The organism is Tenacibaculum profundi (assembly GCF_057162725.1).
Genome location: NZ_CM169894.1, coordinates 2,342,869 through 2,365,286, shown reverse-complemented (window position 1 = coordinate 2,365,286; position 22,418 = coordinate 2,342,869). Strand labels below are relative to the sequence as shown.

Sequence of the window (22,418 nt, the reverse complement as noted above, 5' to 3'; positions counted from 1 at the left end):
GATTATGAATTTAACACTTAAAATTTGGCGTCAAAAAAGCGCAAGTGATAAAGGAAAAATGGTCGAGTATAAAGTGACTAATATTTCTGAACATATGTCCTTCTTAGAAATGATGGATGTATTAAACGAACAATTAATTGCTAGCGGAGACGAGCCAGTAGCTTTTGATCACGATTGTCGTGAGGGAATTTGTGGTATGTGTTCAATGTACATCAATGGTGAAGCTCACGGACCTGATAGAGGTATTACAACCTGTCAATTGCATATGCGTATGTTCAAAGATGGAGATACCATTTTCATAGAACCATGGAGAGCTAAGGCATTTCCAGTCGTTAGAGACCTAGTAGTGGATCGTTCCGCTTTTGACAGAATACAGCATGCTGGAGGATATGTTTCTGTTAATACTTCTGGTAATACACAAGATGCAAATGCCATCCCTATTAACAAGGATAATGCTGATAAAGCATTCGATGCTGCTACCTGTATTGGTTGTGGTGCTTGTGTTGCAACCTGTAAAAACTCTTCAGCAATGTTATTTGTTGGTGCAAAGGTCTCACAATATGCATTACTTCCTCAAGGGCAAGTTGAAGCTAAAGACCGCGTTAAAAATATGGTGGCCCAAATGGATTTAGAAGGGTTTGGAAACTGTACTAATACTGGAGCATGCGAAGTTGAATGCCCTAAAGGAATTTCTTTAGAAAACATTGCTCGTATGAACTCAGAGTTTCTTAAATCAGCACTTAAAAAATAAAATTTTATAAAAAACTCGTTTGTAAATTGTTCATATTCAAACGAGTTTTTTATTGAATTTTTTTAAGCAGTTAAAAAATAAAATTCTTTTTAGCGACTTAATTTATTTAACTTTAATATAAACACTTCATACGTATTCCACTGAAATAATACTAAACCTCGATCATTATTACTTATATTACCTGGATACAAGCAGATTATTTCAACTTAGTTATTTTATAATTATGATTATTTTAATTAAAAAATAGTTTCTTTTATTTATAGACCACGCCATCTTTCATTACAAAACTAACTTTTTCCATAGTTTCAATATTCTTCAAAGGGTTTTGATCTACCGCAATAATGTCAGCATAAAATCCTTTTTTAATTTGACCTATATTATTTTCCATTTTCAATATTTTGGCATTTGTTACAGTAGCTGACTGTATGGTTTTCATAGCAGGCATTCCTGCTTCAACCATGTATTTAAATTCCTTACCATTATTACCATGTTTAAATACGCCAGCATCTGTACCAAATGCAATTCCTACACCTTTTTTATATGCCGTGGCAAAAGTTCCTTGAATTTGCGGCCCAACGGCTAAAGCTTTTGGAACAACAATTGCAGGATAAAAACCTTTAATTTTTGCCTTCTCTTCAACCTCTTTTCCTGCGGTAATTGTAGGAACTAAATAAACATTGTGCTTTTTCATTAATTCCATGGTTTCTTCACTCATATAAGTTCCATGTTCTATTGTCTTAACACCACCTAAAATAGCTCTTTTCATACCTTCATCACCATGTGCATGTGCTGCAACATGCATTCCATAATCTCTAGCCATATCACAAATTGCTTTTACTTCTTCAATAGTAAACTGTGGATTGTCTCCGCTTTTAGCTACACTCAAAACACCTCCTGTAGCAGTAATTTTAATACAATCTGCGCCATTTTTATAGCGTTGTCTAACTGCTTTTTTTGCATCCTCTACACTATTTACAACCCCTTCCTTTGGACCTGGATTTCCTATGAGTCCCCTACTGCTACCGTTCGTAGGATCGGCATGTCCTCCTGTTGTTGCTAAAGATTTTCCGGCAGTAAACACTCTTGGTCCAAGGATTTTACCTGCATTAATAGCATTTCTAATGGAAATATTGACACCAGTACCTCCTAAATCTCTTACCGTAGTAAAACCATTTAGTAATGTCGATTTCGCAAACCCAACAGAATTAAAAGCAATATCTGCCTCATTCAAGATATAGCGTTTTAAGCGTGATTTTGGACCAAATTCTTTTTCTATATGAACATGCATATCAATAAGTCCAGGCATAACGTATTTCTCCTTTAAATCAACTATTTTATCAGATTCATTCTTAGGTTTTACAAAGCCATTTAAAACATTTTCGATTCGATTCGACGTAATAATAACTGTTTTATCTTTTTCAATAATTCCTTTTTTAGTGTTAATGAGTTTTCCACAGTATATATAAGTACTTTGACCTACTAGTAAAACCGTGTTTAATAAAAAGATAAATAATATGAATATTCTTTTCATTTCTTTTAGTTATTTCAATTAAAAACAACGCTCATATACAATGAATGCATATGAGAAATTATTTAATTAAGTAAAGATTATATTAATTTATAAATCTAAATATAATACTATTAAAATAAAAGTTGTTGTTAGAAACAAACTAGAAAATAGAAAACCTTGATTCAGTAGTAAATTTTTCAAGAAACCGTATTCCTTTAAATGAATTACCTTTTTTATTCAATTTGGGGCTCCAAACAGAAATTACATATTCACCTGGGTGTATAGCAACAATTCCTCCTCCTACACCACTTTTTCCGGGAAGACCAACTTTAAAAGCAAACTCACCAGATTCGTCATAAAAACCACAAGTTTGCATCAAAGCATTAATTCTTTTGGATTGACTCTTGGTGAGTATTTGTGTATTATTATATGGATTTATTCCCTGATTGGCAAGAAATGAAAAGGAAGTCGATAATTCCTCGCAATTCATTTCAAGTGAACAGATATCAAAATAAAAATCTAATACATCCTCTGGATTATTTTTTATATTTCCAAAAGACTTTATAAAATTACATAAAGCAATATTTCTATAACCTACTTCTTTTTCTGAAGCCGCAATTTTTTCAGAATAGTTTATTGTTTTTTTGCCAGAAAGAGCCTGTACAAAATCTAAAAAACTTTTTCTGTATTCTGGTAGATTACTAATTAAAATATCAGTGATCACAATTGCTCCAGCGTTTATAAAAGGATTTCTTGGGATTCCACGATCAGTTTCTAATTGCGTTAGTGAATTATAGCTTGTGCCTGATGGCTCTACTCCTAATCTTTCCCATATAAGCTCGCCTTTTATACTATAGGCCAAAGAAAGAGAAAGAACCTTAGCAATACTTTGTATTGAAAATTTATCTTGATAATCTCCAACACCTAAGTTATCTCCTTTGTTTGAAGAAAAATAAACTCCAAAACTATTAGAATCAACTTTTAATAATTCAGGAATATACGAGGCTATTTTTCCTATATTATCTATTTGCTTTATTTCTTCATAAATCTCTTTTATTATGGTATCGAAACTCATTTTTTTATCTTATCATGTATTTTTGTTGGAATATTTTGATTCCAAACAGTTAAAATATCTGTAGCAACACTAGCTCCGCTACCCGCAGCAATTGCAAATTGGCTTCTCCATCCAGCAAGAGTTCCACAAACATATAAACCCTCTTTAATTAAGTGGTTAAAGTTTCTCAACTGAATCCTATCTTTTACTGCATTTGCTCTAGAATGCCTTTCTATGTATTGTTCAAGTCCGGCTATATCAAAAGGTTTAGCATAATTTAAAGCTAGTACTACCACTTTAGTAGTATAGGTTCTTTTGTTCGATACAACTTTATAACCAACACCAACATCAAGTACAGCAGTGACTTTTTCGTTTGAAATTTGAACTACCTCTGGATACTGGGTTTCTAAATGTATCATTCCTTTATTAAGAATATCTTTACCTTGTGTTCCTATTGGAAGCCCGAGAACATTATTAAACAAAGCTTCTTGTAAATGTGATGCTTTCTGGTGAATAATGATTCCTACTTTTTTTCCTTTAGCATACTCTTTTTCTAAGGCTGAGCCTAAAACAAGACCACACTGCATACCAGCAACCCCGCCCCCTATAATTAAAACATCAAAATCCATAGTCTAAGCTAAAAGTATTTTGATATTGGCTGCGAAAAGTTTCACTGATATAGCTAATAAAATAACTCCAAATACCTTCCTAATAATTTTAATTCCATTGGCTCCTATTAACTTCTCTATTCTCGCAGATGTTTTCAAAACAATATAAATAAAGAGAACATTAAAAAGAACCGCAACTAAAATATTTTCCCAGGCATACTCTGCTCTTAATGAAAGTAATGTAGTTAAACTACCTGGACCTGCTATTAATGGAAAAGCTATTGGGAATACAGTTGCATTAAGTGCTTCCTCTTCATCTTCTTTATATAATGTTATACCTAAAATCATTTCTAAAGCAATAAAAAATAAAATAAATGCACCAGCTACAGCAAAAGAATTGACATCAATTCCAATAAACCCAAGTAATCTTTGCCCGGCAAATAAAAATACTATCATAATTAAGCCTGCAATTATTGATGCTTTTTCAGACTGAATATGACCGACTTTTTTCCTAAGGTCAATGATGATTGGAACATTACCTACAATATCAATTACTGCAAATAAAACCATAAATGCAGTAAAAATTTCTTTTAAAATAAAATTCATGATCTTTTGTTTTTCGACTACAAAATTAGATAAGTATTCTAACAAACTACTATTTTTGTAAAAATTTTACATAAACCTAACATACTTTTTTTTAAATAGAATCTCTTTGTTCATAAAAACCATTCTATTAAAAGTATTTTAGTAATTCGATATATATGTTTCAGTTAGGAAAAACCATAGTCTCAGAAGATCTTTTAGAAAAAGAATTTGTTTGTAATCTATCTGCCTGTAAAGGAATATGTTGCATTGAAGGAGATGCTGGAGCTCCTTTATCGATAGAAGAAACAAAAACTTTAGATGAAATTTATCCGAAAGTCAAACCTTTTCTAAGACAAGAAGGGGTCGAGGCTATTGAGAAGCAAGGAAAATGGATTTCAAATGATTTTAATGAACTAGAAACACCGCTTATAAATGGTGCAGAATGTGCATATGTTACATTTGATGATAAAGGTACTGCCTTGTGCGGAATAGAAGAAGCATATAACCAAAATATAATAAATTGGAAGAAACCTGTTTCTTGTCACCTATACCCTGTAAGAATTCAAGAATATAGTGAATTCTCAGCAGTAAATTATCACCATTGGGAAATATGTTCCGATGCATGTTCACTTGGCAAAGAACTTAAAGTCCCTGTATACAAATTCCTAAAGGAAGCTTTAACCAGAAGGTTTGGACAAGACTGGTACGATGAATTAGTAAAAATTGCCGAACAAAGAATAAAATAAATTTTATTCAACAGCATTAACTATTTTACAATAATTCTCCTTGATCTCTTTCTATTTTTTGAATCAATAATATTCACAAAGTAAATACCTGAACTTAAACTAGTGTTTATATCAATCTTTTTATCTATTGTAAAGTCGAGTTGCTTGTTATAAACTTTTTGTCCCTTTAGACTGTATATTTGTAATTCAACATCTTTCAATTTTTCGTCACCATAGATAATAAAATTACCATCTGAAATGGTTGGAAAAATAGTAAAATCTTCCATTTGATTATCAACATCTTTAATTGAAGCAGTTTCACCTGTAAATTTTCCAGAAAAAATCCCTCTTCCATAGGTTGCTGCGAAAACGGTATTATCATCTCTCAAATCAAGATCTAAAACAGGAACATTGCTCATACCATTATAGGATTGAAACCATTCTGGAGAAATAGCCATGAAATTTGAAGTTTTCCAAACTCCAATATCAGTTCCAATAATGACCTCTTCTCTATTTAGGGGATTTTGTAGAATAGTTTTAACGGGAATATCTGGAAAATTTCCTTCTTTAGCGGACCAAGAAATACCACCATCATCAGAATACCAAATATTTTGAACACCATAATTATGCATTGTTACAAAAATTTCATTTTCATCTCTCCCAAACTCAATATCAGAAATAGAACCAACAAAATCGCTCCCTGTTATTTCTGACCATTGTGCTACAGTATCGGCGTCACTGACAACAAGTAGCTTTCCATTTTTCAAACCTAAATACAACTTGCTCGATTGAGATGTGTAGGGCGATACTTTTATTACTGAAGGACTAGCATTCATAATAGGATCAGTTAGTATTGTTTTTAATACATCTCCTTTTAAATCGCTATATCTCCTTAATCTGTAAATATTTCCAACTGAATAGTTTGTATATAAAATGTTTAAATTTGAATCTAAATCTGCTTGGTTTATAAAATCTCCATTTGATTCTTCCTCTGAGTTTATTAATTTAGGAGACCCTGTATCATAGTTAAAAAAACCAATTGACGAATTAAAAACGTAATTAGTTACAAAGTATCTATCTGTCCCATCTAAATCAAAAAAACTAGCTGCCCCATCTCCTCCTGAAACACTAATTGAACTGTTAATTCCATCATTTGCGTTTGCTATTAGCTGAGTACCATTATCTTGAGCTCCTGCTAAAAAATACTCATCCCCTTCAAAAGCAGTCGTCGGTGCCACTCCAATAGTATAAAATTGGAGAGTATTAAAGTTATTATTTCTTGCTTGAATATTAGTCCCTGAATTAGAAGAATAATAAACTCCTCCATCATTACTAAAAAGTATCTTTTGCGAGGAGGCAAAAGCAATACCATGTTGATCCGCATGAACTTCTTGAAAATTAAAACCACCATACCAATGTGTTAGTTGACTCCATGAATTTCCTCCATCTAGTGATTTAAATAAATCAATACCACCTATATAGACAATATCATCATTATTTGGATCTACCTTAATGATCAAATTATAAAACGCTTGCCCCCTTGTAAAGTCATTTGCTGGTATATCAGTATCTGCATCATTTGGTAATGACACTGAATTTACTGTTGAAAACCCATCTGTAGTTTTATAAATTTTAACAGGATCTTCACTTGTCTGAACCAAAATATACCCTACATTTTCGTTGAATGATGATAGCGATATCTCTGTTCTTAAACCACCTGAAATTGTGTGTTTCAACACAAAATTGTTGCCATCAAAAGAATGAAAAATACAACCTCCTCCATCTTGATAAGTTCTTGAGTTAATAGTACTCAGGTATATTGAATTATTGGCAGCAATTTCTATATTATTTGGTTCATATTTATTTCCATTACTAGTGCTGGGTAAATTGATTTGGGTAAAATTACTTCCATCTGTTGACTTATACACACCAAAAGAATCCCCTCCAATAATCGCAACACTAGAAGAACTAAAGTATCCCGATTCTCCAGCAGCCACGTAAACCTCTGACTGACCATTAATATTTCTTACAGCTATATCATTTATATGGTGAATACCTGGTACTAACCTAACTCCAATTCCCTCACTTTTTTCCATAGTTATATTTACAGTTGAACCTAAAGAACTAATTAATGAGTTACCATCTTCCAATGAAATCATAAGTGCAGGGATCGTTATAGAAGAATCATCCCCACTCATAGCGATCGGATCTCCTGAAATATTATTAACCATGATCACTGCAATAGCCCCAGAATTCTGCGCTTTTACCACCTTATCATCAAAGTTACATGAACCTCTTTTTATGACGGCTATTTTTCCATTAATGTCCCCCGCATTTAAAATGTTTTCACATGCATCATCGGTTGGAGCTTCACCATCATCCACAAGAACCAAATCACCTGTAATTGAATCATTTAACTCACCTCCAAAAGTTGCTATTACTGCTGTATACCTTCCTGATATAAAAGTAGGAGTGTTAACAACCAAAGATGTTCCTGTATCTAAAAAGGAATTACCTGTACTACCTCCAAAAATATGTGTCCAAGTGCTTCCTCCATCTGTAGACTTCCAAACACCATTACCATTAACATCTCCATCAACATATGATTCTCCAGTTCCTACATAAAAAATCTTTGAATTATTTGGGTCAACTGCAATACATGAAACGGCTAGGTTCTCCGGAATTCCTATTCTTTCCCATTTTGAATTCGAATCTGAAATATTTGTATTTTTCCATAGTCCCCCACTAACCCCTCCAGCAAATACAGTCTCTTTTGTTGGATCATTTGGATCAAAAATGATAGCTCTAGTTCTTCCTCCAACATTATCTGGCCCTCTTTCAATCCACGGAGTATTTTCCCCTCCTGGACTATCAATATTTACTTCTTTTTTAATTCTCCTGTCTTTTTCTAACATTTTTTGAACTTTAAAAATATTTTCTTTGTGAACGAACCCATCAACAGGATTAATTTCAGATAAATATTTGTATTCGAAATAAGGATTTGGTGGAAGTCCCCTAGATATTCTCTCTTCTTTAGTTAATTTTATTAACTTCTGAAATTCATGGTTTTTTAAAAATTCAGTATGTTTTGTTCTTAATATGTCAACTGATGTACTTTCTCTGACTAGGAGAAACGGTGAAGTCATAAGAATTAAAGATCCTGTTATTAAGTATAATATTTGTTTTTTTTTCATGCTATCTAGTTTTTTATAAAAGGTAATTAACTTAACAAAAAATTAGATTAAAACATTAAAAAAACCATGGAAGGGTTTTTAGTGAAGTTGAATTACACTACATCGCCTCTAAGCTTTTTATGCAAACGAATTGCATACCCATCTGACAGTCCAGCCACATAACTACAAACTTGCATAATTCTGTCATATAAATATTCTTTTTCATGCTGATATTCTTCTGGTAAAAGATTCAAAACTAAACGATCGTAATTAGTTGAATTTTCATAAAATTTATTATTAAGTGCAGTGATAAATACGTCAAGAATATCAGCGATTATCCTATAACCTGCTACTTCTTTCTCTATTACCTCATTACTCTTATATATTTTTTCAATACTCTTGTTAATAATATCATTAATTTGAGCTTCATACTTACACTTATCCATCAACCCCTTTTCGAATGTTCCATTTAAAATTGCTTCTTCATTATCTAAAAAAATAGTTACTGCCTCATCAATTAAAGACCCTATTGCTAAAGCTCTCAAATAACCTGTTCTATCTTTTTTATGTTCTAATGCGTAATATTTTTCCCTATTAATATGCTTAGTTAACTTGGACATGTACTCTAATGCATAAGCCTCTTCAATAAGTCCTAGATTAATTCCGTCTTCAAAATCAATAATCGTATAACAAATATCGTCGGCAGCTTCAACCAAATATGCAAGAGGATGTCGAAAGTAAGAAATTCCTTCACTCCCTTTCTTCTTAAGCCCAAGGTTTTCCGCAAGATCCAAAAAAGCTTTTTTTTCAGATTGAAAAAAACCATATTTTTTATCAACTATATGCGTAGTAGGTTTTTTCGGTAAGCTTTCTTTAGGGTATTTTATAAAAGCTCCTAATGTTGCATAAGATAACCTTAAACCTCCTTCACTCCCTTTTCTTTTTTCAGTCAAAATTTTAAGCCCATTAGCATTTCCCTCAAAATCAATTAAATCTTGATACTCCAGTCTATTCAATTGATTTTTAAATTTTACTCCATTTCCTGTTTTAAAATACTCTCCAATTGCTTTTTCACCAGAATGGCCAAAAGGAGGATTTCCTATATCATGCATTACAGCTGCAGCTGCTACAATAGCCCCAAAATCATTGAACGTATAACCTAATCTAACTAAATTAGGATGTCTTTTTAACAACTCTTTACCAACTCTTCTTCCAAGGGTTCTCCCAACAACAGATACCTCAAGACTATGAGTCAACCTTGTATGAACAAAATCAGTCTTTGACAAAGGAATAACCTGTGTTTTATCTTGTAAGCTTCTAAAAGCAGAGGAAAATATGATTCTATCAAAATCAACTTCAAAACCAAGTCTCGTTTCATCTTGTTCTGCTCTTAGTCTTTTTTGAGTATCTCCAAATCTTTTTAATGATAATAATTGCTCCCAGTTCATTTTAAAACTTTTTTACAAAAATATTTATTCTTTTTATAAGAACCTCTTTTATGGACTGTTTTCCTATGAAGTAAAATTATTACTTTAAAATTGACTGCCTTTGTATGATACAGGTTTTTTATTAAAAACATGTTATGTTTATTAACTAAAATAATATGCGAACAACTATTGCTGTTGCCAATGAATTTTTAAAGCTGTCAAAAGACTCAAACCTTCATATAACAAATATGAGGCGAGTTAAGATCATATATCTAGCTCAAGGACTTTCCTTGTCACTTTTAGAACGACCTTTATTCGGTGACGATAATATAGAAACCAGGAAATACGTATCAATAATTCCTAGTATTAATAACGAGTTTAAACCCTTTAAATCATCACACATTACATCTAAATCTGTTGTAACAGGAAATAACTGGAAAAGTTTCTTAAAACCTAAAGTTGTGGATATTGAGAACAAAAAACGTAGTTAAATTAACTTGGAACTTATATCGAGACGTTTCTACTGAGGAATTAGCAACATCTTGAATGTTTTACATATACCGTAAAAATAACATCATTTAACAATGATCTTGTAAGAAAATATTATGACAAGTTTGTTAATAATTTACAAAGTTATTTAAAAAATGCCTAAATCAAAATTAGATATTCTACTTGTTGAATCTGAAAAAGATCATTTCAACACACGCTAGATTCATACAAATTCGTTGCTTAACAAGCAAGAAATACTGGACAGAAATCAAGATAGAGAAGGACTTAAAAAATACGCTTTTAGAACCTTCGTCTTCTTATATTATTTTACTATTGTCGTTCTCGTTTTATTTATTATAATTGCTTTAGGATTTTTTAAAGTCATAGATTTCCGTCCTAATGATACAGTGTCTATAACACTTATAACTTCATCATCAGCTACTATAGTTGGTCTTTTTATTTTAGTAATGGGATATCTTTTTAAATAATAAAGAGAAATGTTAAAACAACATCTCTCTTTAAAAATATAAAAACTTTTACCTTTTTAAGATCCGCACATTAAACAATCGTCTGGTCCTGCATCTTTAGAAGCTTCAATCATAGCTTTAAATTCTTCTGGACTTAATATATTATCCTCTTCCTTCTTTTCTACATTTAACGTAAACTGTTTCGCATTTACAGCAGATTTAGTTCTCAAATAATACATTCCTGTTTTCAAACCTGATTTCCAGGCATAAAAATGCATTGATGTTAGCTTTCCAAAATCTGGATCCTTCATAAAAAGGTTTAGTGATTGAGATTGATCTATAAAATACCCTCTTTGTCTAGCCATGTCAATTATATCTTTCATACTCATTTCCCAAACTGTCTTATATAATTCTTTCAAATTCTGTGGTATAGATCTTATATGCTGAATGGAACCATTGGCCCTCATTATTTCCTCTTTCATGTCATTATCCCATAGACCTAAATCTACTAAATCTTCTAACAAATGTTTGTTGACAACAATAAACTCACCTGATAAAACTCTTCGAGTATAAATATTTGATGTATATGGTTCAAAAGCTTCATTGTTGCCTAAAATTTGAGACGTTGAAGCTGTTGGCATTGGAGCTACTAACAAAGAGTTTCTTACACCGTACTCTAGTACATCTTTACGCAATGTTTTCCAATCCCATCTTCCACTTAATTCCTCATCTTTCACTCCCCACATATTATACTGGAACTCTCCTTCAGACATAGGAGAACCTTTAAATGTAGAATAGGCTCCTTTTGCTTTAGCTACCTCCATAGATGAAGTTACTGCTGCAAAATATAATGTTTCAAAAATTTCCTGATTAAGTTTTTTAGCATCATCACTAGTAAATGGAAGACGTAGCATAATAAACGCATCAGCAAGTCCTTGAATCCCTAGTCCAACAGGACGATGACGAAAATTAGAATTCTCTGCTTCTTTTACTGGATAATAATTCCTATCAATAACAGTATCTAAATTTCGTACAACTTTTTTTGTTACCTCAAATAATTTTTGATGATCAAAAAACTTATTACCAGCTTCATCTTCTGCTACAAACATTGGAATTGCGATAGAAGCTAAATTACATACAGCAACCTCGTCTTCTGCTGTATATTCCATAATTTCAGTACACAAGTTTGATGATCTAATTGTACCCAAGTTTTTCTGATTCGACTTTCGATTTGCTGCATCTTTATACAGCATATATGGTGTACCCGTTTCAATTTGAGATTCTAAAATCTTTTCCCATAACTCTCGAGCTTTTATTTTTTTTCTTCCCTTACCTGCTGCTTCATAACTTGTATACAGACGTTCAAATTCCTCTCCATATGTATCATATAAGTGTGGACATTCATGAGGGCACATTAACGTCCACTCTCCATCTTCTTGTACACGTTTCATAAATAAATCAGAAATCCACATTGCATAAAATAAATCACGGGCACGCATTTCTTCTTTACCGTGATTTTTCTTTAAATCTAAAAAATCAAAAATATCAGCATGCCATGGCTCTAAGTACATTGCGAATGATCCTTTTCTTTTACCTCCCCCTTGGTCAACATATCTAGCAGTATCATTAAAGACTCGTAACATTGGCACAATACCATTTGATGTTCCATTTGTCCCACTAATATAAGAACCTGTTGCACGAATGTTATGAATAGACAAACCAATACCTCCAGCAGACTGCGAAATTTTAGCTGTTTGTTTCAGCGTATCATAAATACCATCAATACTATCGTCTTGCATCTGTAGTAAAAAACAAGAAGACATTTGAGGTTTTGGCGTACCAGAATTAAAAAGAGTTGGTGTTGCGTGAGTAAAATACTTTTTACTCATCAATTCGTATGTAGCAATTGCCTCATCAATATCATCTTTATGAATTCCGATAGAGACACGCATCAACATTTGTTGTGGTCTTTCAACAATTTGACCATTTAATTTTAGCAGGTAGGAACGTTCGAGTGTTTTAAAACCAAAATAATCATAATTAAAATCTCGACTATAAATTATCGTTGAATCCAATTTATTCGCATTTTTCATAATGATGTCATACACATCATCTGCTAACAAAGGAGATTCCTTACCTGTGCGTGGATTTACATAATTATACAAATCTGTCATTGTTTCTGAAAATGACTTTTTTGTATTCTTATGTAGATTAGATACAGCTATTCTTGCTGCTAACTTAGCATAATCAGGGTGCGCTGTGGTCATTGTTGCAGCTATCTCAGCAGCTAAATTATCTAATTCAGAAGTAGTTACTCCATCGTAAAGTCCTTCTATCACACGCATTGCTACCTTTACAGGATCTACTATGTTATTTAAACCATAGCACATTTTACGCACTCTTTCAGTGATTTTGTCAAACATTACGGGCTCTTTTCTACCGTCTCTTTTTACTACATACATATTTAAATATGGGTCTTTAACGTTGCTTTTAAGGATATCCCAGGCAGATCCTGAGAAACCTACAATAATATAAATGATGGTTTCTTTGTCTATGAAACTGATTATAAAATCAATAAAAAATTAATTTTATAGCATTACCACGCACAGGGGATAGCGGTATAATAAGATCTCTTTTTAAAAATCCGCATCAAAACTGATGCTTCCTGTTCCTCCAGATTTAACTCCAGCTTTTTGATATTCCCCAACTCTTTTTTCGAAAAAATTAGTTTTACCTTCTAAAGAAATCATTTCCATGAAATCAAATGGGTTTGTAGATTCAAAAACTTTTTCACAGCCAAATTCTAATAGCAACCTATCTGTAACATACTCCAAATACTGAGTCATTAACTTAGCATTCATTCCTATTAAGCTTACGGGCAATGACTCGGTTATAAATTCTCGTTCAATGTCAAGAGCAGAAACTATGATTTCTTTTATTCTTTCTTTTGAAACTTTATTAATCAAGTGATTATTATGCAAATGTACAGCAAAATCACAGTGCATTCCTTCATCACGTGATATTAACTCATTGGAAAAAGTAAGTCCTGGTAATAAACCTCTTTTCTTTAACCAAAAAATAGAGCAAAATGACCCTGAAAAGAAAATTCCCTCAACTGCTGCAAAGGCAATTAATCTTTCAGCAAAAGAATCAGAATCTATCCATTTCAATGCCCAGTTTGCTTTCTTTTTAATTGCCGGGAAGACTTCAATAGCCCTAAAAAGATTGTTTTTCTCTTTTTCATCTTTAATGTAAGTATCAATTAATAGAGAGTACGTTTCTGAGTGTATATTCTCCATCATAATTTGAAAACCGTAAAAAAACTTCGCCTCAGAATATTGAACTTCATTCACAAAATTTTCGGCTAAATTTTCATTTACAATTCCATCTGAGGCCGCAAAAAAAGCCAAAATATGTTTTATGAAATAACGTTCGTCTTCATTCAACTTTGTATTCCAATCATTTAAATCTGAATGTAAGTCAATTTCTTCAGCAGTCCAAAAACACGCCTGTTGTTTCTTGTACCAATCCCATAAATCATTATGTTGAATTGGAAATATCACAAATCTGTCTTTGTTTTCTTCTAAAATTGGTTCAATGGACGTCATTTTCTAAACTAATATTTTATCGGTTACTTTTACTCATTCTAAAGGATGAACAAAGATTGAAAATTTTACTAAAAATTGAAAGCGTTACTTATTCACAAAACCCTTGAAGTTTTTAACAAAGCTTATATTTTCGGTTAAAAAACCCCAACCTCTTAAACCATATAAAACACTATAATACAAATAGTTATTTTTTTTAAACTTTTTTATGTAGTGATTTTTACTGCATTTATTAAAACATCATATTTAAAAAAACAAAGTGAAAAAATTATTCATTTTATGCTTACTTATTTACCTTCAAAACTTCATTAATTATTTTTTTAATTTGATTTTTGGGTAATGCTCCATGTGCCATTTGAGGCTCATCTTTTTTTGGACAAAAAAGCATTGATGGAATACTCCTAATCCCGAAAGCAGCTGCTAATTCTTTTTGTGCTTCGGTATCTATTTTGTAAATTATAATTTTACCCTCATACTCATTACTCAGATCTTCTAATATTGGTGTAAGCGCTTTACATGGTCCGCACCAGTCAGCATAAAAATCAACAATTGCTGGCAACTCTCCTTCATATTTCCAATTTTTATTTTTTTCGAAATTAAATACTTTCTCAAAAAATGTTTCTTTTGTTAAATTTTCTATCATTTTATTTTATTTGTTTTCATTTTAGTCGTTCACTTAAGTGACAAATTACATTGTAATCATACAAATAAGTAAAGATAAAAATATCGCTCCTTTTTTGTTTTAAAAAAATTTTTCAAAAAAGTTATAAAATATCTGTATGTTTTTTTAGAATCTACCATGCTTCTTAACTATTTTTTTACACTTTTTTAAAGCATAAAAAAATATTAAAAAATTACATATTCTTCCATTTATTATACCTTTTTATGTTAAATTCGTCATAAAACATAACAATCAGGTACTTTTTTCATCTAACTTTGAGAGAATTTTCGAACCATTTCTATATCATGAAAAAAATTATATTTTCAATTCTTACGGTAGTCTTCGTCATTGCATCTTGTAAGAAAACACTTCAAAAAGAAACTAAAAAAAATAACTTAGTGACATACCCTAAAACAAATAAAAAACCAATTACTGACACTTATTTTGGAACACGTATAATTGATAATTATCGTTGGCTAGAAGATGATAAAAGCGCCGAAACAGAAGATTGGGTGAAAACAGAAAATAAAGTTACTTTTAATTATTTAAGTAAAATTTCATATCGTGATCAATTAAAAAATCGTTTGTCAGAACTTTGGAATTATGAAAAAGTCTCCGTTCCTTTCAAAGAAGGAGATTTTACGTATTATTTTAAAAACAATGGACTTCAAAACCAATATGTTCTTCACAGGATCGACAAAAATGGTAATGACGAGGTGTTTTTAGACCCTAATACTTTTTCGAAAGATGGAACAACATCTTTAGGAAATTTACAATTCACAAAGGATGGAGGAACTTTAGCCTATTCAATTTCAGAGGGTGGAAGTGACTGGCAAAAAATAATTATAATGGATACAAAGACTAAAGAAATCAAAGAAGACACTTTAGTTGATGTTAAGTTTAGTGGAATTTCTTGGAAAGGAAAAGAAGGCTTTTATTATTCAAGCTACGATAAACCACAAGGAAGTGTTTTATCTGCTAAAACAGACCAACACAAATTATACTTTCACAAACTAGGTACTCCTCAAAGTTCTGATAAAGTGATTTTTGGTGGAATCTCATCCGAAAAACATCGCTATGTAAGTGGAATAATAACCGAAGACAATAGATATCTTATAATCTCAGCTTCTACATCAACCTCTGGAAATAAACTTTTTATAAAAGACTTAAAAGACCAAAACAATAAGTTATCACCAATAATCGACAACTTTGATAGTGATACATATATTATAGATAATAAAGGAAGTAAACTTTATTTAGTAACAAATTTAAATGCCCCTAATAAAAAGATAGTTACTGTTGATGCAAATAACCCTTCTCCTGAAAACTGGAAAGACTTTGTTCCCGAAACTGAAAATGTATTATCACCTACAAAAGGAGGTGGTTATATTTTTGCCAACTATATGGTTAATGCCGTTTCTAAAGTTTTTCAATATGCTTTTAATGGTAAACTTATCCGTGAAATAACATTACCAGGAGTTGGTACTGTTAATGGCTTTAGCGGAAAAGAAGAAGAACAAGAATTATACTTTTCATTTACCAATTATAATACCCCTGGATCTTCATTCAAATACAATACAGAAAATGGAACTTATAAAGTTTATTGGAAACCTTCTATTTCATTTAATCCTGATGACTATGAAAGTAGTCAAATTTTCTTTACTTCAAAAGACGGAACTAAAATTCCTATGATTATTACTCATAAAAAAGGGCTTGAATTAAATGGAAAAAACCCTACAATTTTATATGGTTACGGTGGATTTAATATCAGTTTGACTCCTAATTTTAGCATAGCTAATGCTGTTTGGATGGAACAAGGTGGAGTTTATGCTGTACCAAACTTAAGAGGTGGCGGTGAATATGGGAAAGAATGGCATAAAGAGGGGGTTCAACTTAAGAAACAAAATGTTTTTGATGACTTTATTGCAGCAGCAGAATATTTGATTAAAAATAAATATACTTCATCTGATTTCTTAGCAATTAGAGGGGGGTCAAATGGCGGCTTATTAGTAGGAGCCACCATGACACAACGTCCTGACTTAATTAAAGTTGCGCTACCAGCTGTTGGCGTGTTAGACATGTTACGATATCATAAATTTACTGCTGGTGCAGGTTGGGCTTATGATTATGGGACTTCTGAACAAAGCAAAGAAATGTTTGAGTATTTAAAAGGCTATTCACCTGTTCATAATGTAAAAGTAGGAACAGAATATCCAGCAACATTAATCACTACAGGGGATCATGATGATAGAGTAGTCCCTGCGCATAGTTTTAAATTTGCCGCCGAACTACAAGACAAACAAAAAGGAAATAATCCAGTGCTAATTAGAGTTGAAGTAAACGCGGGGCATGGTGCAGGGACCCCAGTAGCAAAGACTATCGAACAATACGCTGATATATTTGGGTTCACATTATTTAATATGGGTTTTGAGAACCTACCCAACATATCAAATTCAAAAATAAAATCTTAACAAATATTAAACATAAAAATGAAAGTATTAAAAAAACTATTATTTACAACTGTAATTGCTTCGTTAGGTATAACTGCATGTAAAACAGAGCAAAAACCTGAGAAAAAAACTAAGGGAATTGCACTAGAAAATATGGATACCACGGTAAAACCAACAAGCGATTTTTTTAGATATGTAAACGGAAACTGGGTAGATAAAACTGAAATTCCTGCAGATAGAACTTCTTGGGGTGGTTTTGGAGAGCTGAGAAAAAAAACAGATACTGATGTTCTTGCTATTTTAAACGAAGCAATAGAAGAAGGGAACTTTCCAAAAATAAAAGATTCTAATGGCAATGAAATTGATTCTGACCAACAAAAAGCGGTAAACTATTATGAAACTATCATGGATACGGTTGCTAGAAATAAAGCTGGAAAAAGCCCTGTACTTCCTTTCTTAAAAAAAATTGATGAAATTAAAAGTTTTGATGATATCCAACAGTTCATCACTAACATGGCTCCATTTGGTGGAATTGGTTTTTATAGCTTTGGCGTATTTAACGATCTTAAAAACAGCAATATAAATGCTGGATACATGGGAGCTGATGGTCTAGGTCTAAGTCGAGATTACTATGTCGATGAAAAAGTAAAAGACAAACTAGAGAAGTATCAAGATTTTATAGCTAAAATGCTACAAGAATTTGGTACTAACGAAACGATTGCTAAAAAAAATGCGGCCATTATTGTAGCGTTTGAAAAAAGTCTAGCAGAACCAAGAATGACCAAGGAAGAAAGAAGAGATACACGGAAAATATACAATCCAATGACAATAAAAGAGTTATCCAAACTATCTCCTATTATAAACTGGGAAGCTCACTTAAAAGGATTAGGGGTTGAATCAATAGATAAAGTTATTGTAACTGACCCAGGGTATTTCAAAGCAATGAATACTATCCTTAAAAATCGTCCGGTTGAGGACATCAAACTAGTACTTCGTTGGAATATCATTAACAATTCACTAGGAACATTGTCTACCGATTTAGAAAGGGCTAACTGGAAATTTTACAGTAAAGAAATGAGAGGAGCTAAAGAACAACGTCCAAGAGATGAACGTGCTTTAGGAAGTCTTAACAGAGCTATTGGTGAAGCTTTAGGAAAATTATATGTAGATAAAAAATTTCCCCCAGAAGCTAAGAAAAAAGCTAAAGAAATGATTGACAATGTAATGCTTGGATTTGAAAAAAGAATTAATGCATTACCTTGGATGAGTGCCGAAACAAAGACTAAAGCTTTGGAAAAACTAAACAAGTTGACAATAAAAATAGCCTATCCAGATAAATGGAAAGATTATTCTGAACTGCAAATAAAAGGTCTTAAAAACGGAGGTAGCTACTTTGAAAACTCAATTAATGTAAGTAAATGGAACTTTGACAAAGATATTAGGAAACTAGGAAAAGAAGTAGATAGAACTGAATGGGGAATGTCACCTCAAACAGTAAACGCTTACTTTAACCCTGTCAATAATGAAATTGTATTCCCTGCAGCTATCTTACAACCTCCTTTCTATGATTACAAAGCCGATGAAGCTGTTAACTATGGTGGTATAGGTGCTGTGATTGGACACGAAATTTCTCATAGTTTTGATGATTCGGGAGCCCGTTTTGACGGTGACGGGAACTTAAAAAACTGGTGGACCGAAGAAGATTCAGAGAAATTTGGAAAAGCTGGTGAAAAATTAATTGCTCAGTTCGATAACATTATTGCTATCGACAGTATGCACTTGAATGGTAAGTTTACCTTGGGTGAAAATATTGGAGACTTAGGTGGTATTCAGGCAGCTTATGAAGGACTTCAAATATTCTTGACGAAAAATGGTCGTCCAAAAGATATTGATGGTTTTACTCCGGAACAAAGATTCTTTCTTTCGTGGGGAACAATCTGGAGAACAAAAATAAGAGACGAAGCTCTCAAAAACTTAATTATGACCGATCCGCATGCTCCAGGAATGTACCGTGCTTATATGCCTCTAAAAAATGTTGACGCTTTTTATGATGCTTTTGATGTTAAAGAAGGGGATAATATGTACTTAAAACCGGAAGACAGAGTTAGAATATGGTAACTCTTTTTTATAAAAAAAGCCAACAAAATGTTGGCTTTTTTCTTTCTCTTAGTAGTTTATCAAAGTTATATTTTGACTATTGATTTCTTATTTTTGCTAAATGCTTAAAGTAAAAAATATCTCTTTCCAATACTCAAACCAGAAACAAACTCTTGAAGATATAAGCTTCAATTTAAATAAAGGAGAACATTTATGTATAATGGGAGAGAGTGGTTGTGGAAAATCTACACTCCTTAAAATAATATATGGGTTACTCGATGTGGATAAAGGAACACTCTTCTGGAATCAAGAACAAATTTTAGGTCCGAATTTTCATCTAGTTCCAGGGATAGATTTTTTTAAATACGTCGCTCAAGATTTTGATTTAATGCCCTATACAACTGTTGGTGAAAATATTGCTAAGTTTTTGTCTCGTTTTCATCTAGAAGAAGCAAATAAGCGAATAGAAGAATTACTAGAAGTAATTGAAATGAAAGAATTCATAGATATCAAAGTGAAAAATTTAAGTGGAGGTCAACAACAACGTGTCGCTATTGCTAGAGCTTTAGCTAAAGAACCAGTACTTCTATTACTTGATGAGCCGTTTAGCCAAATCGATAACTTCAAAAAAAATTCACTTAGAAGGAAATTATTTAACTATTTGAAAGAAAAAGATATCGCTTGTATTACTGCTACCCATGATGGTGATGATGCCTTATCTTTTGGTGATAAAATAATGATTATTAAAAGCCATAAGATCATTGAATATGACACACCAATAAATCTTTATAGAAAAGGGAAAAAAAAATATGTTTGTTCCTTATTCGACGATATCAATGAAATTACAATAAATAACAAAAAGCTATTGGTTTACCCTCATCAATTACAAATTGATGATAAAGGAACAATAGAAGCCTATGTTTTAAAGTCTTATTTCAAGGGATCTCATTGGTTAGTTGAATCCATTTTTAATGGACAACCCTTATTTTTTGAAAATCTTTATTATATTGAAGAAAAAAAAACAGTCCTGCTAAAATTGCAAAACTGTTATGATTAAAACAACTGATGCTATTGACACTCATCAATTATACAACATTCTTATTTACAGACACCCTACTTCTTTTTTGTTAAAAAAGAAGTTTACTTGTTTTTAAAATTAAAGAAAACATCTATTTCTTTCGAAACTCGAAACAAAAATTTATTGCAACTTATAAAATATTTTCTAAAACAATATTATCTCCTCTAAACTGAACAACATCACCTAGACACTTACCTATAAACAATTTTCCTATTGGAGAAGAAATAGAAACAGCAAAATACAATTCCTCATTAAACCTAATTTGTCCTGCTGAAACGGATAAAAAGTAATTTCCCTTATTTGTTATAATAATGCTCCCGAGGCAACCTATTTCTGGCTTCTTATAAATGTTGACTCTAGCAAGTGTGTTTCTCATTGTTGTAATTCCTTCAAGTTGTTGGCTAATGTTTTCTAGTTCCAACTGTAACATAGCTCTACCAGTTTCATGCTTATCTCCTACGGAACTTTTGGTCTCAGAAAGTAGTGCTTGCTTATTAGACGCTATCAATTTTTGAATTGTTTCTTCTCTTTTATTAACAAAATCAATACATTTTTGATACAATACCTGTTTTAATTTCTCCATATTAATACGCCATTTCGGCTAAATCTTTACCAATAATACTTCCAATAGCAACCCCCATACCTCCCAATCTAATACCACAATAAACATTATTAGAAATCTGTTTAACAATTGCTTTTTTCTTACTTCCTACGCCCATTATACCACTCCATCGTCGTTCTATTTCTATTTTTTGATTTGGCAAAATAATATTATTCAAAATAGCTTCTAATTTATTTTGAATCAAATCTGTTTGTGCAAAAACAGTAGTTTCTTCTGACTTAAAATTTAAGTTTCTTCCACCACCCAAAAGTATTCTACTATCTATGTTTCGAAAATAATAATACCCTCTATCTAAATGAAATGTACCTTTTATTGATAAATCTTTTATTGGTTTTGTGATTAAAACTTGTGTTCTTGCTGGTTTTACTTCTTCATCAAGTAATTTTTGACTAAATCCGTTCGTTGCAAACAACAGTTTTTTTGAGGTAAACTCAAATTTATTCGTTTTTACAATAACCTCATTTAAATTTTCCTCATACGCTATAAGCTCTGTAGCGTTTAAAATTTGAATATTAGAATTTATTACCATTTTCAATAATGCTGCCATCATTTTACCAGTATCTATCTGTCCTTCATAGTTATTCGTAATATAGTTTTTATAAATCTGCTTGAAATTAAATATGTTTTTGTCAATCTTAAAAACTGGCTTTTTAAATAATGTTTGTAATAAAGAGTTTACCTTATTTTTTTTATCTAAACATTCATCAAAAAGTTCGGGTTTGAAGAATAATTCATACCCCTTATGTTTTTGATAGGCTATTTCTTTTTCTCCTAAGTTTTTTTTTAAAAGTTGTAAACCCTCCAATCTTTTTTTCACTAAACTAAAAACCTCTTCTTCAGTATGTCTTTTCATGTCATCAATTAGCTCCGAAAGACTCCCAAAACAAGCAAAACCAGCATTTTTTGTACTTGCTCCTTGTGGTAAAACTCCTTTTTCAATAATTAAAATCTTTGCATTTGGATATTTTTGTCTTAAATAGAAAGCACAATTCAAACCAACAATACCACTACCTACAATAGTAAAATCAATATTCTTAAACCACTCTTTTACCTCCCAATAACTATAATCCATCATTTTTTAATAATAAATTAGTACTTTGCTACGTGTTTTTAGCA

The 22,418-nt window shown here is 31.7% G+C and carries 17 protein-coding genes; 6 read left to right on the top strand and 11 right to left on the bottom strand.

Annotated elements, in window-relative coordinates:
- Positions 1–4: 4 nt before the first annotated feature.
- Entirely contained in the window at positions 5–751 is a 747-nt protein-coding gene (locus AC2GW8_RS09575) for a succinate dehydrogenase/fumarate reductase iron-sulfur subunit (RefSeq protein ID WP_440879652.1), read from the top strand.
- 253 nt (positions 752–1,004) lie between these two features.
- On the opposite strand, the gene AC2GW8_RS09570 is transcribed toward AC2GW8_RS09575, so the two are convergent.
- From AC2GW8_RS09570 to AC2GW8_RS09555, 4 genes are all read right to left on the bottom strand, one after another.
- Positions 1,005–2,282 carry a metal-dependent hydrolase family protein gene (locus AC2GW8_RS09570; RefSeq protein WP_440879651.1) on the bottom strand — a complete coding sequence of 426 codons (1,278 nt, stop codon included), beginning with the start codon at positions 2,280–2,282 and terminating at the stop codon, positions 1,005–1,007.
- Positions 2,283–2,421: 139 nt separating this feature from the next.
- Entirely contained in the window at positions 2,422–3,336 is a 915-nt protein-coding gene (locus AC2GW8_RS09565; protein ID WP_440879650.1) for a glutaminase, read from the bottom strand.
- Positions 3,333–3,944, bottom strand: a complete 612-nt coding sequence (locus AC2GW8_RS09560) for an NAD(P)/FAD-dependent oxidoreductase (protein ID WP_440879649.1) — start codon at positions 3,942–3,944, stop codon at positions 3,333–3,335. The genes AC2GW8_RS09565 and AC2GW8_RS09560 overlap by 4 nt, the downstream gene beginning before the upstream one ends.
- A gap of 3 nt (positions 3,945–3,947) precedes the next feature.
- Positions 3,948–4,529 carry a MarC family protein gene (locus AC2GW8_RS09555; protein ID WP_440879648.1) on the bottom strand — a complete coding sequence of 194 codons (582 nt, stop codon included), beginning with the start codon at positions 4,527–4,529 and terminating at the stop codon, positions 3,948–3,950.
- 155 nt (positions 4,530–4,684) lie between these two features.
- On the opposite strand from AC2GW8_RS09555, the gene AC2GW8_RS09550 reads away from it, so the two are divergent.
- The gene (locus AC2GW8_RS09550) at positions 4,685–5,254 is read left to right on the top strand and encodes a DUF3109 family protein (protein WP_440879647.1); all 570 of its coding nucleotides are present in this window, start codon (positions 4,685–4,687) and stop codon (positions 5,252–5,254) included.
- A gap of 20 nt (positions 5,255–5,274) precedes the next feature.
- On the opposite strand, the gene AC2GW8_RS09545 is transcribed toward AC2GW8_RS09550, so the two are convergent.
- On the bottom strand, positions 5,275–8,427 hold the full coding sequence (locus AC2GW8_RS09545) for a PA domain-containing protein (RefSeq protein ID WP_440879646.1): 3,153 nt from the start codon (positions 8,425–8,427) through the stop codon (positions 5,275–5,277).
- A gap of 92 nt (positions 8,428–8,519) precedes the next feature.
- The gene (locus tag AC2GW8_RS09540) at positions 8,520–9,854 is read right to left on the bottom strand and encodes a deoxyguanosinetriphosphate triphosphohydrolase (RefSeq protein ID WP_440879645.1); all 1,335 of its coding nucleotides are present in this window, start codon (positions 9,852–9,854) and stop codon (positions 8,520–8,522) included.
- 155 nt (positions 9,855–10,009) lie between these two features.
- Here AC2GW8_RS09540 and AC2GW8_RS09535 point away from each other — a divergent pair, with 155 nt between their 5' ends.
- Positions 10,010–10,324, top strand: a complete 315-nt coding sequence (locus AC2GW8_RS09535) for a Panacea domain-containing protein (protein WP_440879644.1) — start codon at positions 10,010–10,012, stop codon at positions 10,322–10,324.
- 542 nt (positions 10,325–10,866) lie between these two features.
- On the opposite strand, the gene AC2GW8_RS09530 is transcribed toward AC2GW8_RS09535, so the two are convergent.
- The 3 genes from AC2GW8_RS09530 to trxA all read right to left on the bottom strand — a co-directional run bounded on the left by AC2GW8_RS09530 (position 10,867) and on the right by trxA (position 15,037).
- Positions 10,867–13,251 carry a ribonucleoside-diphosphate reductase subunit alpha gene (locus AC2GW8_RS09530; protein ID WP_440879643.1) on the bottom strand — a complete coding sequence of 795 codons (2,385 nt, stop codon included), beginning with the start codon at positions 13,249–13,251 and terminating at the stop codon, positions 10,867–10,869.
- Between the two features lie 174 nt (positions 13,252–13,425).
- Positions 13,426–14,397, bottom strand: a complete 972-nt coding sequence (locus AC2GW8_RS09525; protein ID WP_440879642.1) for a ribonucleotide-diphosphate reductase subunit beta — start codon at positions 14,395–14,397, stop codon at positions 13,426–13,428.
- Between the two features lie 280 nt (positions 14,398–14,677).
- Complete coding sequence (trxA, locus tag AC2GW8_RS09520) at positions 14,678–15,037, bottom strand: thioredoxin (RefSeq protein ID WP_440879641.1); 360 nt, start codon at positions 15,035–15,037, stop codon at positions 14,678–14,680.
- A gap of 323 nt (positions 15,038–15,360) precedes the next feature.
- Between trxA and AC2GW8_RS09515 the strand changes: the two genes are divergently transcribed.
- The 3 genes from AC2GW8_RS09515 to AC2GW8_RS09505 all read left to right on the top strand — a co-directional run bounded on the left by AC2GW8_RS09515 (position 15,361) and on the right by AC2GW8_RS09505 (position 20,659).
- Complete coding sequence (locus tag AC2GW8_RS09515) at positions 15,361–17,526, top strand: prolyl oligopeptidase family serine peptidase (protein WP_440879640.1); 2,166 nt, start codon at positions 15,361–15,363, stop codon at positions 17,524–17,526.
- Positions 17,527–17,544: 18 nt separating this feature from the next.
- Complete coding sequence (locus AC2GW8_RS09510) at positions 17,545–19,623, top strand: M13 family metallopeptidase (protein WP_440879639.1); 2,079 nt, start codon at positions 17,545–17,547, stop codon at positions 19,621–19,623.
- Between the two features lie 100 nt (positions 19,624–19,723).
- Positions 19,724–20,659 carry an ABC transporter ATP-binding protein gene (locus tag AC2GW8_RS09505; protein WP_440879638.1) on the top strand — a complete coding sequence of 312 codons (936 nt, stop codon included), beginning with the start codon at positions 19,724–19,726 and terminating at the stop codon, positions 20,657–20,659.
- A 151-nt stretch (positions 20,660–20,810) separates the two neighbouring features.
- On the opposite strand, the gene AC2GW8_RS09500 is transcribed toward AC2GW8_RS09505, so the two are convergent.
- Complete coding sequence (locus AC2GW8_RS09500) at positions 20,811–21,263, bottom strand: 3-oxoacyl-ACP synthase (protein WP_440879637.1); 453 nt, start codon at positions 21,261–21,263, stop codon at positions 20,811–20,813.
- A gap of 1 nt (position 21,264) precedes the next feature.
- Positions 21,265–22,374, bottom strand: coding sequence for an NAD(P)/FAD-dependent oxidoreductase (locus AC2GW8_RS09495; protein WP_440882199.1), 1,110 nt, complete (start codon positions 22,372–22,374; stop codon positions 21,265–21,267).
- Between the last annotated feature and the right edge of the window lie 44 nt (positions 22,375–22,418).

What these genes read in the sequence shown, in the direction of transcription:
- AC2GW8_RS09575 (WP_440879652.1), top strand. Translation starts at nt 5, where the DNA reads ATGAATTTAACACTTAAAATTTGGCGTCAAAAAAGCGCAAGTGATAAA.
- AC2GW8_RS09570 (WP_440879651.1), bottom strand. Translation starts at nt 2,282, where the DNA reads ATGAAAAGAATATTCATATTATTTATCTTTTTATTAAACACGGTTTTA.
- AC2GW8_RS09565 (WP_440879650.1), bottom strand. Translation starts at nt 3,336, where the DNA reads ATGAGTTTCGATACCATAATAAAAGAGATTTATGAAGAAATAAAGCAA.
- AC2GW8_RS09560 (WP_440879649.1), bottom strand. Translation starts at nt 3,944, where the DNA reads ATGGATTTTGATGTTTTAATTATAGGGGGCGGGGTTGCTGGTATGCAG.
- AC2GW8_RS09555 (WP_440879648.1), bottom strand. Translation starts at nt 4,529, where the DNA reads ATGAATTTTATTTTAAAAGAAATTTTTACTGCATTTATGGTTTTATTT.
- AC2GW8_RS09550 (WP_440879647.1), top strand. Translation starts at nt 4,685, where the DNA reads ATGTTTCAGTTAGGAAAAACCATAGTCTCAGAAGATCTTTTAGAAAAA.
- AC2GW8_RS09545 (WP_440879646.1), bottom strand. Translation starts at nt 8,427, where the DNA reads ATGAAAAAAAAACAAATATTATACTTAATAACAGGATCTTTAATTCTT.
- AC2GW8_RS09540 (WP_440879645.1), bottom strand. Translation starts at nt 9,854, where the DNA reads ATGAACTGGGAGCAATTATTATCATTAAAAAGATTTGGAGATACTCAA.
- AC2GW8_RS09535 (WP_440879644.1), top strand. Translation starts at nt 10,010, where the DNA reads ATGCGAACAACTATTGCTGTTGCCAATGAATTTTTAAAGCTGTCAAAA.
- AC2GW8_RS09530 (WP_440879643.1), bottom strand. Translation starts at nt 13,251, where the DNA reads ATGTATGTAGTAAAAAGAGACGGTAGAAAAGAGCCCGTAATGTTTGAC.
- AC2GW8_RS09525 (WP_440879642.1), bottom strand. Translation starts at nt 14,397, where the DNA reads ATGACGTCCATTGAACCAATTTTAGAAGAAAACAAAGACAGATTTGTG.
- trxA (WP_440879641.1), bottom strand. Translation starts at nt 15,037, where the DNA reads ATGATAGAAAATTTAACAAAAGAAACATTTTTTGAGAAAGTATTTAAT.
- AC2GW8_RS09515 (WP_440879640.1), top strand. Translation starts at nt 15,361, where the DNA reads ATGAAAAAAATTATATTTTCAATTCTTACGGTAGTCTTCGTCATTGCA.
- AC2GW8_RS09510 (WP_440879639.1), top strand. Translation starts at nt 17,545, where the DNA reads ATGAAAGTATTAAAAAAACTATTATTTACAACTGTAATTGCTTCGTTA.
- AC2GW8_RS09505 (WP_440879638.1), top strand. Translation starts at nt 19,724, where the DNA reads ATGCTTAAAGTAAAAAATATCTCTTTCCAATACTCAAACCAGAAACAA.
- AC2GW8_RS09500 (WP_440879637.1), bottom strand. Translation starts at nt 21,263, where the DNA reads ATGGAGAAATTAAAACAGGTATTGTATCAAAAATGTATTGATTTTGTT.
- AC2GW8_RS09495 (WP_440882199.1), bottom strand. Translation starts at nt 22,374, where the DNA reads ATGGATTATAGTTATTGGGAGGTAAAAGAGTGGTTTAAGAATATTGAT.